Raw genomic sequence first — 14,847 nt, forward strand, 5'->3', positions numbered from 1 at the left:
CCACTCGTTACAAACGAGCGGCAGCAAGAGGAAATCAGATTGTATTTTTATAACGCTATGAACATAATACGTTATAAACCTAAACAGCGGAATGAAAGCCTCGGTATAGGTAGTAAAACAACTAATTTAGAAGCGTTTTAAAAGGGTGTTTTTTTCGGGTAAGGGTTTATTATTTGGTGATCCTTTGGTAATTTAGGGGCAAATTTACAGTATGGGTCAAATAATAACATTCGGGGAGGTTTTAATGCGTATTTCCCCAACAAGCAATAAAAAATTCATCCAATCGAATATTGTCGAATTTTATTTTGGGGGTACGGAGCTGAATGTAGGTGTTTCCATTGCAAATTTCGGAGGGGATGTAAAACACATAAGTGCAGTCTCAGATGATTTTATAGGGGAAGCAGCTATTTCTTATATCAGAAAGTTCGGAGTGGACACTTCCATGATTTCATTATCAAAGCGCCCCTTGGGGGTTTATTTTTTGGAAGTTGGGGCGGTAATGCGACCAAGTACCATATCATACAATAGATCACATTCCGCATTTTCTGAAATTGTACCCGAAAAAGTCAACTGGGAAAAAGCTTTGGAAAACGGCTCTTGGATGCACTGGACGGGTATTACCCCGGCACTGTCCAAAGGTGCTTTTGATACCTTGAAGGCCGGTCTTAAACTGGCAAGACAAAAAGGAATGACCGTCTCTGCCGATCCAACCTATCGCAGTGGTTTATGGAATTATGACCAAGATCCTAAAGAGGCCCTGGTCGAATTACTCCATTATTCAACCATATTCATCGGAGGTATAAATGAGATCAATGAGGTCTTGGGTACTTCGTTTGGGTATTCCAATGAAGACTTTATTGAAGCGAGTAAACAATTGATGCAGACTTTTCCATCCATTGAAAAGGTATTCGATAAAATCAGGACCTCCTTAAATTCATCATGGCATAAAATCAGGGCAAGAATGTGGAATGGTATCGAGTTTCGGGAAACAGAGGATTTGGATATCACCCATGTTATTGACCGTATTGGTACCGGTGATGCCTTTGCAGCTGGACTCATCTATGGGTTGCAGCAGTATGATGATTATAAGGCTATTGAATTTGCAAGTGCGGCTTGTGCCCTAAAGCATACCTACGAAGGTGATGTTAATTTAACAACACTCAAAGAAGTAACCAATATATTAGGGGGGAATACGACAGGGCGGTTGGTTCGCTAGTGGTGAACTATAGAGGTATTCGTACTGTTGTTGTGTCCGGTATACTTTAAAATCTGCTTTATATCAATGTCTTGTTTTTATTTGGGTAGTATCTAAGTCAAGGTAGTTTCTGCCAATGGTTAGGCCCAAAAAAGCAGTACGTACATGGCCCCTAAAAACAAAAGGCGCAAAATGCGTAACACCTATATTGTGGTTTGGTTTGGTTCTTCATTTTAATTTGTTTGGTACACAAATAACCGTTGAATTTGCCTTAATACGTTTTTGCTTCGAGTAAAGGGAAATAAATTCGTTGTAGGGTTGATTCTTTGTTTATGTCCCGAAATTTTGTCTTATCAATGATTGGGAAATAGGAACTAAACCCTATAAAAAAATATTGGTCGATAGGATAATACCCTGTCAAATGGATAATATCCTACGTTTCATAACAATAGATTGAATTAGGGTAATGGGTAGTCAACGAATAGTTTTGGGAATGGAGATCACGAATCCCTATGCCTGTAATTCCTCGCCATTCGTATCTTCGTTCTTTAATCCTTCTACGGCAAAAGTATCCCGGAACACATAGGCGCAAACAACCACAATCCCGAGAACGAGTAAGGAAAGTGCATATTCCCAATTTAGGATTTTCATTAAGCTCCCTGCGATTATGGCCAAGGTGCCAAAGACCATAGCGATATTCCATAGTAATTGTAGGGTACTGTTTTTTGTATGTTGATTGCCGTGTATAAGATAGCCCGCACCTTCCAGTACAAACCAAAGCACAAAGGATATGGCAATGACCAAATGGATGAAAATCGTATGTTGTACATCCAAGATACTTAAAACACCATTGATGACCCAGAAAAGGACCAAAATCAATTTGTTGTAATCCTTAAATTGCTTTATGGGTTTTTTCCAAAAACGTAAACCATAGAGTAAACCGATTGTCGTAAAAGAGACAAACATAACTTGTGAAGCCATGGGCCAACCCAGGATTTTCATTAGTAGACCAATCAACATGGCTACAATGAAAATCCGTAAGGGTTGGGTCAATATTTTTTTGGTATTGCTCATGACTGCATTTTATGGTTGTACTTATGCTATCCATTAGGGTTAAATAACTTTAATATTTGCCCTTAATCCTTCCATTATTCCTAGGATGTTATGTACGGTTTCCTTTAAATAATGTTTGATCAGAACATGCGGTATACGTATTGTGGTAAACCCGTTTTTAAAGGAATGCATGGTTCTTTCCAAGTCATTTATAGCTTGTTCATGGGTCAACATACTATATTCAGCATCGATTTCGATATTCAATTTCACCCTCGAAATGGCGATATCAACAGATTTATTGCCATCCCACCATTCCAACATGGCGCTTACACCGGCCTCTTTTAAGCCATAGTAAAGTTGTATGGCTTCGGTAGGTGTATTCTTCATCTCGATCAACTTCACCATTCGGGTCTGGTGGTTTTCACAAAGTTCAACACCCAAAAGGTCCATTGATTCTCTGTGTTCTAAGTAATCGAGTTTCTTACTACATTCTAAACAGGTCATTTAATTAGTTTGATTTTGATTTGGGATTATTATAACCGCATACTTTTAGGATTATTATAAATTTTCGATGTACTGCATCCCACTTTTAGATGAACTGCATTTTTTTAGATGAACTGCATTTTAGAATGTTAAAACTGTGGTGAAACGCACATTTTGAAACATGATATTTTTCAGTAAGGAATGGTACGCTCTATTGGGTCATAATGTGTAACTTTATGGGTTATTCAAGACGGTATATTATGATTGGAAATTATATGAAATATAACACGATACTTTTCTTATTGCTTTTGATGTTTGGTTGTAAGGAAGGGGCTGACCAACAAAATACAACGACAAAGGAAGCGATTAGACCTGAATTGAACTTGTCGGAGGCCAATAGGCTCGCAAGCCTACCTTTTGGGTGTATGCAGACGGAATATCCGAATAGATTGGGGCAAACATTGCAGGATTCGTCCCATCTCAGGAATCCAAAATCCTTGCATCCGGCATTTTATGGTTGTTATGATTGGCATTCTTCGGTGCATGGGCATTGGTCCTTGGTTTCACTTTTAAAGCAATTTCCCAATATAAATGAAGCTGCCGCAATTCGAACAAAACTAACAGCGAACTTATCCAAGGAGAATATAGAATCCGAAGTGAGCTATTTCCGGATGGAAGGGAATGCCACTTATGAACGTACGTATGGTTGGGCCTGGTTGCTGAAATTGGCAGAGGAACTCCATACTTGGGATGACCCCATGGCAGAGGAATTGAGTGTTAATCTTCAACCCTTGGTAGATATAATTGTACAGGGCTATATTGATTTTCTTCCCAAATTGAATTATCCCATTCGTGTTGGGGAACATAGCAATACCGCTTTCGGTATGTCATTGGCATGGGATTATGCGAAAACAATGAATCATTTGGAGCTTCAAGAAATCATAAAAAAGAGTGTCAAACGCTTTTATATAAAAGATATTGAATGTCCATTGGAATGGGAGCCAAGTGGTTTCGACTTTTTATCACCTTGCCTTCAAGAGGCAGATGTGGTTCGAAAGGTGTTGACAGCTAAGGAATTCAAACATTGGATCAAGAATTTTTTACCGCAATTGACAAAACCATCCTTTGTTATGGAACCCGGAAAGGTGTCCGATCGTACCGATGGGAAACTGGTACATATCGATGGACTTAATTTTAGCCGGGCATGGTGCTTATATGGCATAGCCAAAACGCTTCCGGAATATTCGTATTTGAATAAAATAGCAGATGAGCATCTAAGTTATTCGTTGCCAAGTATCGTAGATGATAATTATGAGGGTACCCATTGGTTGGGAACGTTTGCCCTGTACGCCTTAAACCATTCGGAATAGTATGTTTAAAAAAATGGGCCCTGGAGTTTTGGTGGCAGCGGCCTTTATTGGTCCAGGGACTGTAACGGCCTGTACCTTGGCTGGAGTGGGCTTTGGTTTTGCACTTTTATGGGCTTTATTACTTTCTATCATCGCTACTGGTGTTTTACAGGAAATGTCTGCTAGGTTGGGGATAATCACCCAAAATGGTTTGGCAGATGCCATAAAGGCCGAATTGAATATTCCATGGGTCCGTACACTGCTTATTGGTATTGTATTGGCCGCCATAGTATTGGGTAATGCGGCATATGAAGCAGGTAATATCGGCGGTGCCACCTTAGGAATGAACGCCCTTTTCGGAACGGAACATTCGGTGTATTATCCCATAATCATCGGAACCTTGGCGTTTGTATTATTATTTGTGGGCAGTTATAAGGTCTTGGAAAAGGTGTTTATTGCCTTGGTCCTGATTATGAGCCTTTCCTTTCTTCTGACGGCTATGGTCACTAAACCCGATTTAGTTGCCATATTGAAAGGGACCTTCGTACCTAAAATACCAGAAGGTAGTATCTTGAATATGATGGCCTTGGTCGGCACAACGGTGGTACCCTATAACTTATTTCTACATGCTTCCCTAGTGAGTGAAAAATGGAAGCACGAATCCGATCTACCATATGCCCGAAAGGATACGATAATGGCAATAGCTTTAGGGGGATTGGTATCCATGGCCATCGTTATTGCGGCCGCTTCCATACCCAGTGGGGAGATAACCAATGTCATGGACCTGGCGAAAGGCTTGGAACCGCTATATGGGGATAGTGCCCATTACTTTATGGGAATAGGTTTGTTCGCGGCAGGTATAACATCCGCTATCACCGCTCCTTTGGCGGCAGCCTATGTTGCCAATAGTTGTTTTGGCTGGAAAGCCGGTCTAAAGGATAAGCGATTTAGGATGGTTTGGATGTTTATTCTGGGGTTGGGGGTATTTTTTCTTTCCTTTGGAATCAAACCGATTGAAATTATAAAATTTGCCCAAGTGGCCAACGGAATATTACTGCCCGTAATCGCTATTTTCCTGTTCTGGGTGGTCAACAAATCAACGGTTATGGGAAAGTATACAAACTCTAAAATGCAGAATGTACTAGGTTTTGTGATCATAGTTCTGGCGTTGGTTTTAGGGGTAAAAAGTATCATTAAAGTATTGGGTTTTCTATAAATGAAAAAGATAATTATCGATATCAATTGTGATGTAGGTGAGGGGATAGGCAATGAAGCGGATATTCTCCCTTTGATCTCATCCTGCAATATTGCCTGTGGTGGACATACGGGTGATGCTGAATCGATGGCCCGGACCGTGGCATTGGCAAAAAAGCATAGGGTGCTTGTCGGAGCGCATCCATCGTACCCTGATCGCGGGAATTTTGGGCGTACAACAATGGTTATTGAAGACGATTTGCTAAAAAAAGATATTCAACGCCAGATAAGCGACCTGACAACCATTTTAAATAGGGAACAGGTTCCATTAAATCATATAAAGGCCCATGGGGCCCTCTACAACGATTTGGCCAAGAACCCTGCTTTGGCCGATTTGTTTTTATCGGTCATTGAACCTTATAAACCCTCCGCGGTATTATATGTGCCCCCGGATTCCATTATAGCCCTAAAAGCTAAAGAACAGGGTTTCTCAATAAAGTTTGAAGCCTTTGCGGACAGAAATTATAATGATGATTTAAGTCTGGTTTCCAGAAGCCTTCCCTCAGCGGTCATTAGGGAACCTAAAGCTGTTTTGGATCATTTGGTTGCCATGGTCGAAAAAGAAAAGGTGATAACGATCAATGGTGTTGAACGAGTCTTACATGCAGACACCTATTGTCTTCATGGAGATACCCCGAACGCGTTTCAAATTTTAATGTATCTTTCGCAGGAATTGCCCAAGCAACAAATCTATATCAAAAAGTGATGGAATATCCGATTTCAATTAGATCCTTTGGTGAGCATGCTGTTTTGATCGAATGGCCTAATGAAGTAGATGATGCTATTTTGGAGGACATAATTCAATTTAGGTCCTTTCTAAAACAAAATTGCTTGGAACCACAGGAATGGGAAATGGTTCCGGCCTATAATTCCCTTACCTTGATAGATAGGGAGCGAACAATCGATTATCAGATGTTCAAGGCACAATTAAAAACTTGGTATCGTGAACGGGTTGGGGTCAAAAGTAGGTTGCGGTATTTGTGGAAATTGCCCGTGTGCTATGATCTCGATTTTGCCATAGACCTTGAGGAAGTTGCAGAAAGATTGGGACAGTCGGTAGCGAGGATTATTGAACTGCATACATCAAATATTTTTACGGTATACGGTATCGGTTTTTTGCCCGGTTTCATGTATTTGGGAGGATTGCCAAAGGAATTGGAAGTACCCAGACGCTTGGAACCCCGTCAGAAGGTTGCGAAAGGGGCGGTAGGCCTGGCAGGTAAACAAACCGGGATTTATCCACAGGAATCACCTGGAGGGTGGAATATAATCGGCAATTGCTCGGTTCCTATCTTTGATGCTAAAAGGGAGGAACCCTGTTTTGTGAATGTGGGTGATCGAATACAGTTTTATGCTATTTCCCGTGCGGAATACGATTTGCATAAGATTCAAGGGGAAGTAGGAATTTACCAATTTGAAAAAATAAAGTTGGATGTTTAAGGTATTGAAATCCGGTTTTTACACAACCCTTCAGGATGAGGGGCGTTTTGGATATCGCGATAAGGGTGTTCCCGTATCAGGGGTAATGGATGTAGGTGTGGTTCGTAATGCCAATATATTATTGGAGAATGATCACGATGCAGCCGTTTTGGAAATAACCATGACGGGTCCGACCTTACAATTTGAACGGGATACGTACATTGCATTGGCTGGGGCGGAATTTGCGACAACCCTGAACAATGAACCGATTTCAAACAATAAAGTCCATAAGGTAAAGGCAGGTGATATTCTTTCCTATGGTAGATTGATTAATGGTTTTAGGGCTTATTTAGCCATTAAGAACGGTTTTAAAACCAAAGAGGTGTTGGGAAGCCGATCTCAGTATTATCCGATAACGAAAAGAGGTTCACTCAAAGATCATGAGGAATTGAAGTATGACCCGTATATTGATTTTGAACCTAAAATAAGTGAGCTAAAGGTAAAATCGCTCTTGGATGAAAAGGTTTTGGAAGTTTCGAAAGGACCGGAATTCAAGTTATTGGACGATGAGCAACTGGAGAATATTTTTATTAAGGAATTTACCGTAGCCAAGGAATACAATAGGATGGGGTACCAATTCAACGAAAAGATCAAGGGCCATGATTGGTCTATGTTGACTTCCGCGACACTGCCGGGTACGGTGCAACTAACACCTTCGGGCAAATTGATCGTTTTGATGAAAGACGGACAAACAACCGGGGGATATCCTAGGATCCTACAATTAAGGGACAAGGCCATCTCTATTTTGGCACAAAAGAAATTAGGCGATAAAGTTACTTTTAAATTGGCTTAAGGTTCTTACCTGAAATTATCTTCCGGTATACGAATAGGCAAAGTATGTCCTAGACTTTATGGTATACCTCTTCAAAGGGTATTCTAAACCTTGGTCCGTAAACCCCTTTATCATCCCGTAGGCCGCAGCCGATGACCATATTGATTTCTGCTCCCCTTGGTAGATTTAAGATCTTTTTGACCCTTAAGGTATCACTGCCTTCCATAGGACAGGTATCATAACCGATAGCTGCCATCGATACCATAAAATTCTCTGAAGCCAAGGCAGCACTTTTATGGGCTACGATACGCATATCTGAATTTCGTACTTGCCTGTAAATAGGTCTAAAAAGGCCTACAGTCTGAAAAAAGACATATTTCAATGCCCCAAAAATACCCAAGAACTCCATATAGAGCGTAGGGATAAGTTGACTGTAATATTTCAGCGTGAATTTTTCCCGGGTAGAATAATCTTCCTTCGATTTATTGCCATACCCCTTTTTTAAAAATTCAAGATTTGCCTTACTCCGTTTACGCCAAAGGTCCTTGCGGGTAACGACTACCACCAATTGCTGTGCGGTTTTGGCGGCAGGTTGGTCAAAACAAGCCTTTGCCAAGGCCTTGAGTTTTGTTTTGTCGGTCACATGATAAAACTCCCATAATTGCATATTACTGCTGGTTGGGGCTAGGGAGGCATTAACCAGACATTGTTTTACTTTTTCGTCATCCAAGGCAACATCATCCTTGTAGATACGAACCGAACGGCGATATGCAATTGCTTCTGTAACTGTTTTTTCCATGGTTTTAAAAAAGATGTTTTACTTTTTTTATCAATTTTAAAGGGAGGTTGTAGGGGGGATACCGAAGTGGGGCATCCAACCAATTGGCTTTTTTAATGATTGCCTTCTGATGGGAGAACAATTCGAAGGAGGACTTTCCGTGATAGGCTCCAATGCCGCTGGCACCAACACCACCAAAAGGGAGTTTCTTGTTCGTGATTTGGATTACCGTATCATTAATGGCCCCACCTCCAAAGCCATATTCTGTGATGATTTTATTTTGGAATTTTTTATTGGTGGAAAACACGTAGGTGGCCAAGGGTTTACCATAACGAGTGATATAATTGTGAATAACCTCATGGTTGTCATAGGCTATGATTGGAAGTATAGGGCCAAATATTTCCCCTTCCATGAGTTTGCTATCCACTTTAGGTTCATTGACCAAGGTGGGAGCTAGAAAGTTGTCGCTATCATTGGTCTCCCCGCCATATAAAATAGCCTCGCCCTGCAACATTGCTTTTAAACCGTTATAATGTTTTTCATCCACAAGACGGGTATAATCCGGGGAGGTTTCGACGGACTTCCCAAAACTATGTTCAATACTTCGTTTTAAGGCCTCAATAAGTTTATCCTTTACACGGCTATGTACTAAAATATAATCCGGTGCAATACAGGTTTGTCCGGCATTTAAAAATTTACCCCAGACAATTCTTTTGGCAGCAAGGTTTATTGCAGCGGTGTCATCAACGATACATGGGTTTTTACCTCCCAATTCCAGGGTAACCGGTGTTAAATGCTTTGCCGCACTTTCGTAAACGATCTTGCCTACACGGGTGCTCCCCGTAAAGAAGATATAGTCCCATTTTTGTGAGAGTAATCGTTGGGAGACCTCCACACCACCTTCTACAACCGACACATGTTCCGGCATAAATACAGTGGTTATGATTTCCTGAACGATCCTTGATGTATTGGGTGTGGCTTCAGAGGGTTTTACCACGGCGGTATTGCCTGCGGCAATGGCTCCGATTAGCGGGGCAAACACCAATTGAAAAGGATAGTTCCAAGGCGCAATGATCAAAACCGAACCATAAGGCTCCTTGTAGATCCAATCAGAGGAAGGCCAATTCAATAACGTACCCGATTTTCGCTCGGGGCGCGCCCACAAGGCAAGATTCTTTATGGCCAATTTCAATTCGGCAAGGACAAACTGGGTTTCGGCAGCCAAGGTTTCGAACTTGGGCTTCTTGAAATCGGCATATAACGCATCACAAATAGCATCTTCCCTCAATTCGATTTCCTTTTGCAAATCCTTTAGGGCCTTTTTGCGAAAAGCCAAATTTTTTGTTTGTTGGGAATCAAAAAAATCACGTTGTCTTTTAAGTATATCCATACGATTGAAATGAAATCAAATGTAGCGAATAAAAAGATGACCGTCATGCTTACAACGCTATTGGACCTATCCGGATAAAAGGGCTTACCAATAAGCCAAAGTAATTCCACCCTTGTCTTTTACCCTGTAATGGGAAAGGCTTGGTTTTTACTTGGGAACATGTCTTTTTTAAGATATTAAAAGTATTGAATATGGTATAAAAAGTCAAGTTAAACAATTGATAAACAGTATTTTGTGTAGATTATACAAGTCTTGGATTTAGAGCAGGCATCATTGTTAAAAATTTAGCTTTCATTATTGAATTATATTTGATTGTTAAATAACATGCGGTAGCATAAATCATCAATAATTATTTTCTAGATGGAATTGAATAAATATAGCAAAAATGTAACCCAAGACCCTACGCAACCCGCGGCTCAGGCCATGTTGTACGGTATTGGTTTTAAGGATGAGGATTTTAATAAACCGTTGGTCGGCATTGCAAGTACAGGATACGAAGGTAACCCCTGTAATATGCATTTGAATGATTTGGCCAAATTGGTGAAGGAAGGGGTCAATTCAAGGGAAACCGTCGGATTGATATTCAATACCATTGGTGTTAGCGATGGTATATCAATGGGAACTCCGGGTATGCGTTTTTCCTTACCGTCAAGGGATATTATTGCGGATTCTATGGAAACCGTTGTACAGGGCATGTCTTATGATGCTTTGGTGACAGTGGTTGGGTGTGATAAAAACATGCCAGGAGCCTTGATGGCCATGTTGCGTTTAAACAGACCCGCTATTTTGGTATATGGGGGAACTATAGCCTCGGGTTGTCATAACCATAAAAAATTGGATATCGTTTCGGCTTTTGAGGCATGGGGCGAGAAGGTTGCCGGGACCATGGAGGAATCGGAATTCAAAAGTATCATTAAGAAATCGATTCCAGGAGCTGGGGCGTGTGGCGGTATGTACACAGCCAATACCATGGCTTCTGCCATAGAGGCTTTGGGAATGTCATTGCCTTATAATTCCTCTAACCCAGCGATCAGTAAGGATAAGGAAGCGGAATGTTTGGAAGCCGGGAAACAAATGCGGGTCCTTATTGAAAAAGATATTAAACCTTTGGACATCGTAACCCGAAAATCCTTGGAAAATGCCATTCGTTTGGTAACGATTTTAGGAGGTTCGACAAATGCGGTACTTCACTTCCTTGCTATTGCCAGGGCGGCAGATATCGATTTTACTTTGCAGGATTTTCAACATATTAGTGATACAACGCCTTTTATCGCCGACTTAAAACCAAGTGGCAAATATTTGATGGAAGATGTTCACCGTGTTGGAGGTATTCCAGCGGTATTGAAATATTTATTGAAGAATGGTCTTTTGCATGGTGATTGTTTGACGGTTACCGGTAAGACCTTGGCGGAGAACTTGGAGAATGTTCCCGATTTGCAGGAAGGTCAGGATGTAATTATGCCTTTGGACAAGCCTATCAAGGCTACCGGCCATTTGCGCATGCTTTACGGCAACTTGGCGGAAAATGGGTCAGTGGCAAAGATTACAGGTAAGGAAGGTCTGCTTTTCAAAGGTAAGGCAAAGGTATTCGATAGTGAATATGATGCCAATGATGGTATACGTGACGGACTCGTAAAAAAAGGGGATGTCGTTGTAATTCGGTATGAAGGTCCTAAGGGAGGACCGGGAATGCCCGAAATGTTAAAACCAACTGCTGCCATTATGGGGGCAGGTTTGGGAAAAGAAGTGGCATTGATCACTGATGGTCGTTTTTCAGGGGGTACCCATGGATTTGTAGTTGGGCATATATCACCTGAAGCACAAGAAGGTGGTGTTATAGCCTTGGTGAAGGATGGTGATACCATTATAATTGATGCCGAAACGAATTCCATCAATGTAGAAGTCTCAGAAAACGAACTTGCACAGCGTAAAGCTGAGTGGGTACAACCGGAATTGAAATTCAAAAAAGGGGTATTGTATAAATATGCCCGTTCTGTCTCATCGGCAGCCCAAGGTTGTGTTACCGATGAATTCTAGGAAATTATAATTGAAATGTACCCCTTATTTGGGGAGTTAAGGGGTGATGATTACGACCGCCCAATAAGTGTTAATAGTTATGGAGACTTTGAAAGAAAAGAAAAAAGAAGCAAAAAACCCTGCTACCATTAGGATAAGTGGAGCTGAAGCAATAATACATTGTTTGTTGGCAGAAGGTGTTGATTTACTTTATGGGTACCCTGGTGGGGCAATTATGCCAGTCTATGATGAACTTTATAAGTTTCAGGATAAACTGACCCATATCCTAACCCGACACGAACAAGGGGCTACCCATGCTGCCCAAGGATATGCAAGGGTAACGGGTAAAGTCGGTGTAGCAATGGCTACATCGGGACCTGGGGCCACGAATATGGTCACAGGTTTGGCAGATGCGCAAATCGACTCTACCCCAATGGTATGTATAACAGGACAGGTAACACGCCAGTTATTGGGATCCGATGCTTTTCAGGAGACTGATATTATTGGAATTTCAACCCCGGTAACCAAGTGGAATTATCAGGTTACAAGGGCTGAGGAGATTCCAGAGATTTTGGCCAAGGCATTCTATATCGCAAGATCGGGTCGTCCAGGACCCGTACTTGTGGATATAACCAAAAATGCCCAGATCGATGAATTGGATTTCAGTTATGAACATTGTACGGGTATTCGCAGTTATAATCCGGTGCCAAAACCCGATGCATCGGCAATAGAAGCCGCTGCCCAAATGATCAATGCTGCCAAGAAACCCATGATCGTATTCGGTCAAGGGGTTATTCTAGGTCATGCAGAAGATGAATTGAAGGAACTGATCGAGAAAGCTGGGATTCCAGCTGCATGGACCGTCCTAGGACTTTCCGCCTTGGATTCAGACCACCCAATGAATGTGGGAATGGTAGGGATGCATGGTAATTATGCGCCAAATATGTTAACCAATGAATGTGATGTGCTTATCGCTATTGGTATGCGATTCGATGATAGGGTAACAGGTAGTTTGGATACCTATGCCAAACAGGCGAAGGTTATCCATTTCGAAATCGATCCTGCTGAAATAAATAAAAATGTGATTGCGGATATTCCCGTATTGGGAAATTCAAAAGAAACATTAAGCTTGTTGTTGCCCAAAATCAAAAAGAACAATCATGGAGCGTGGCATGATGAATTCAAGAAAAGATATAAGATAGAGTACGATGCTGTCATAAAAGACGAATTGTACCCTACTAAGGAAGGTATGACCATGGCTGAGGTAATCAATGAAATCAATATTGCCTCCGGTCATAAAGCTGTTATTGTCAGTGATGTAGGACAACATCAAATGATTGCATGTAGGTATTCCAAATTCAAACAGTCTAAGAGTAATATCACTTCTGGTGGATTGGGAACCATGGGCTTTGCCTTACCTGCTGCAATTGGTGCCAAGATGGGCGCTATGGAAAGGGAAGTTGTTGCTATCATCGGTGATGGTGGGTATCAAATGACCATCCAGGAATTAGGGACCATCTTCCAAAATAAAACACCGGTGAAAATTGTTGTCTTGAACAACGATCATTTGGGAATGGTACGCCAATGGCAGGAACTTTTCTTTGAAAGTAGATATGCTTCTACCGTTATGAGCAATCCTAATTTTGTCAAAATCGCTGAAGGATATGATATTACGGCCAAAAAAATCACTGAACGAAAAGATCTTAAGGCTTCGGTGACGGAAATGTTGGCATCCAAAGATGCCTATTTCTTGGAAGTCGAGGTTGAGAAGGAGGACAATGTTTTCCCTATGATACCATCAGGAGCCTGCGTAACGGAAATTAGATTGAAGTAGAATGAACGATTCGAACATTCAGGATACACCACGGATTTACAGTGCATTGGAAGAAACCTCCAGGAAAATAGGTTTTACCATGCCTTCAGATCTGTATGTAGGTACGTTGCTTAAAACGTTGGTTGCATCAAAGCCCAAAGGAAAGTTTTTAGAGCTGGGTACAGGCATGGGTTTGTCTTTATCCTGGTTAATAGATGGGATGGATGAAGGTTCGAAGATCGTGTCTATCGATAATGACCCGGAATTGATAAAAATAGCAGAGGAAAATTTCGGCAGTGACCCTAGGGTATCCCTTTTATGTGGTGACGGTGCCGCTTGGATCAAAGAAAATGAAAATCAATCCTTTGATCTTATTTTTGCCGATGCATGGCCAGGGAAATATTCTGAAATAGAGGAAATCCTATCCATGGTAAAAGTTGGTGGATTTTATGTTATCGATGATATGGAGGCACAGTCCAATTGGCCAGAAGGACATGAATTGCATGTTGATGGGTTGGTAGCCTTATTGGAAGAAAGAAAAGATTTTATAATTACTAAAATGAATTGGTCCACCGGATTGGTCATTGCGGTCAAAAAATATTAAGTAGGTCCCCTCGAGCGCAGTCGAGAGGCCTATAACATCATTGGAAAATAGTTCTCGACTGCGCTCGAACAGACTTAGTGTTACTTTTATTATGAAAAAAGAATGGTTTACGATTTCAGTGTATGCTGAAAATAATGTGGGATTACTGAATAGGATATCAGGGATATTCTTAAAAAGACATATCAATATAGAAAGTCTCAACGTCTCAAAGTCGGAAATTGAAAACGTATCGAAATTTACGATCGTTGTCAATACCACTGAGGATTGGACACGTAAAATAGTGCAGCAGATTGAAAAGCAAATTGAAGTGATCAAGGCTTTTCATCATGATGATGATGAAATCATCTATCAAGAATCCGCACTTTTTAAAGTAGCATCGGACCTTCTCTTTGATGAACGTCAAATACAGAACATCATCAAGGATAGCAATTCACAGATCGTAACGGTTGCAAGGGACTTTTTTGTTCTGGCAAAAACAGGCCGACGACATGAGATCGATGAAATGCACGAGGCCTTATTGCCTTATGGTATAATGCAATTTGTGCGTTCAGGAAGAATTGCGGTATCAAAGGCAGAGATGCCGATCAGTAAACTTTTAAATAATTTTTATCAAGATTAATAATCAATCCCGATGGATTTCGGGGCTAAAAACGAGAATTTA

Annotated in this window: 14 protein-coding genes; 10 read left to right on the plus strand and 4 right to left on the minus strand. The window is 41.1% G+C overall.

The genetic code is table 11. The features are described 5' to 3' along the window. The first annotated feature begins 211 nt into the window (after positions 1–211). Positions 212–1,216: a sugar kinase gene (locus LX92_RS17490; RefSeq protein WP_109653413.1), complete on the plus strand. Its 1,005-nt coding sequence runs from the start codon at positions 212–214 to the stop codon at positions 1,214–1,216. A 489-nt stretch (positions 1,217–1,705) separates the two neighbouring features. On the opposite strand, the gene LX92_RS17495 is transcribed toward LX92_RS17490, so the two are convergent. Further along, positions 1,706–2,269 (minus strand): hypothetical protein, encoded by a 564-nt coding sequence (locus tag LX92_RS17495; protein ID WP_109653415.1) that lies wholly within the window; start codon positions 2,267–2,269, stop codon positions 1,706–1,708. 39 nt (positions 2,270–2,308) lie between these two features. Continuing rightward, entirely contained in the window at positions 2,309–2,752 is a 444-nt protein-coding gene (locus LX92_RS17500; RefSeq protein ID WP_109653417.1) for a hypothetical protein, read from the minus strand. Between the two features lie 239 nt (positions 2,753–2,991). Here LX92_RS17500 and LX92_RS17505 point away from each other — a divergent pair, with 239 nt between their 5' ends. The 5 genes from LX92_RS17505 to LX92_RS17525 are packed head-to-tail and all read left to right on the plus strand — an operon-like array spanning position 2,992 to position 7,606. After that, positions 2,992–4,101 (plus strand): DUF2891 domain-containing protein, encoded by a 1,110-nt coding sequence (locus LX92_RS17505; RefSeq protein WP_211315888.1) that lies wholly within the window; start codon positions 2,992–2,994, stop codon positions 4,099–4,101. Between the two features lies 1 nt (position 4,102). Next, positions 4,103–5,296 (plus strand): Nramp family divalent metal transporter, encoded by a 1,194-nt coding sequence (locus tag LX92_RS17510; protein ID WP_109653419.1) that lies wholly within the window; start codon positions 4,103–4,105, stop codon positions 5,294–5,296. Next, positions 5,297–6,040 (plus strand): 5-oxoprolinase subunit PxpA, encoded by a 744-nt coding sequence (gene pxpA / locus LX92_RS17515; RefSeq protein ID WP_109653421.1) that lies wholly within the window; start codon positions 5,297–5,299, stop codon positions 6,038–6,040. It begins immediately after the preceding gene. Continuing rightward, entirely contained in the window at positions 6,040–6,774 is a 735-nt protein-coding gene (gene pxpB / locus LX92_RS17520) for a 5-oxoprolinase subunit PxpB (protein WP_223308397.1), read from the plus strand. Before pxpA ends, pxpB begins: the two co-directional genes overlap by 1 nt. After that, complete coding sequence (locus LX92_RS17525; RefSeq protein WP_109653425.1) at positions 6,767–7,606, plus strand: 5-oxoprolinase subunit C family protein; 840 nt, start codon at positions 6,767–6,769, stop codon at positions 7,604–7,606. The genes pxpB and LX92_RS17525 overlap by 8 nt, the downstream gene beginning before the upstream one ends. A 49-nt stretch (positions 7,607–7,655) precedes the next feature. Here the strand turns inward: LX92_RS17525 and LX92_RS17530 are convergent, their stop codons facing one another. Then, entirely contained in the window at positions 7,656–8,384 is a 729-nt protein-coding gene (locus tag LX92_RS17530; RefSeq protein ID WP_109653427.1) for a nitroreductase family protein, read from the minus strand. Between the two features lie 4 nt (positions 8,385–8,388). Next, a complete protein-coding gene (locus LX92_RS17535) occupies positions 8,389–9,753 on the minus strand; it encodes an aldehyde dehydrogenase (protein WP_109653429.1) in 1,365 nt (454 codons plus the stop codon). A 360-nt stretch (positions 9,754–10,113) separates the two neighbouring features. Between LX92_RS17535 and ilvD the strand changes: the two genes are divergently transcribed. The 4 genes from ilvD to ilvN all read left to right on the plus strand — a co-directional run bounded on the left by ilvD (position 10,114) and on the right by ilvN (position 14,805). Next, complete coding sequence (ilvD, locus tag LX92_RS17540) at positions 10,114–11,790, plus strand: dihydroxy-acid dehydratase (protein WP_109653431.1); 1,677 nt, start codon at positions 10,114–10,116, stop codon at positions 11,788–11,790. A 79-nt stretch (positions 11,791–11,869) separates the two neighbouring features. After that, the gene (ilvB, locus tag LX92_RS17545) at positions 11,870–13,603 is read left to right on the plus strand and encodes a biosynthetic-type acetolactate synthase large subunit (protein ID WP_109653433.1); all 1,734 of its coding nucleotides are present in this window, start codon (positions 11,870–11,872) and stop codon (positions 13,601–13,603) included. Position 13,604: 1 nt separating this feature from the next. Further along, the gene (locus tag LX92_RS17550; RefSeq protein ID WP_109653435.1) at positions 13,605–14,186 is read left to right on the plus strand and encodes an O-methyltransferase; all 582 of its coding nucleotides are present in this window, start codon (positions 13,605–13,607) and stop codon (positions 14,184–14,186) included. A gap of 91 nt (positions 14,187–14,277) precedes the next feature. Beyond that, positions 14,278–14,805 carry an acetolactate synthase small subunit gene (gene ilvN, locus LX92_RS17555; RefSeq protein ID WP_109653437.1) on the plus strand — a complete coding sequence of 176 codons (528 nt, stop codon included), beginning with the start codon at positions 14,278–14,280 and terminating at the stop codon, positions 14,803–14,805. The last annotated feature ends 42 nt before the right edge of the window (positions 14,806–14,847 follow it).

The sequence above is a fragment of the Maribacter polysiphoniae genome (genome assembly GCF_003148665.1).
GTDB lineage: Bacteria > Bacteroidota > Bacteroidia > Flavobacteriales > Flavobacteriaceae > Maribacter_A > Maribacter_A polysiphoniae.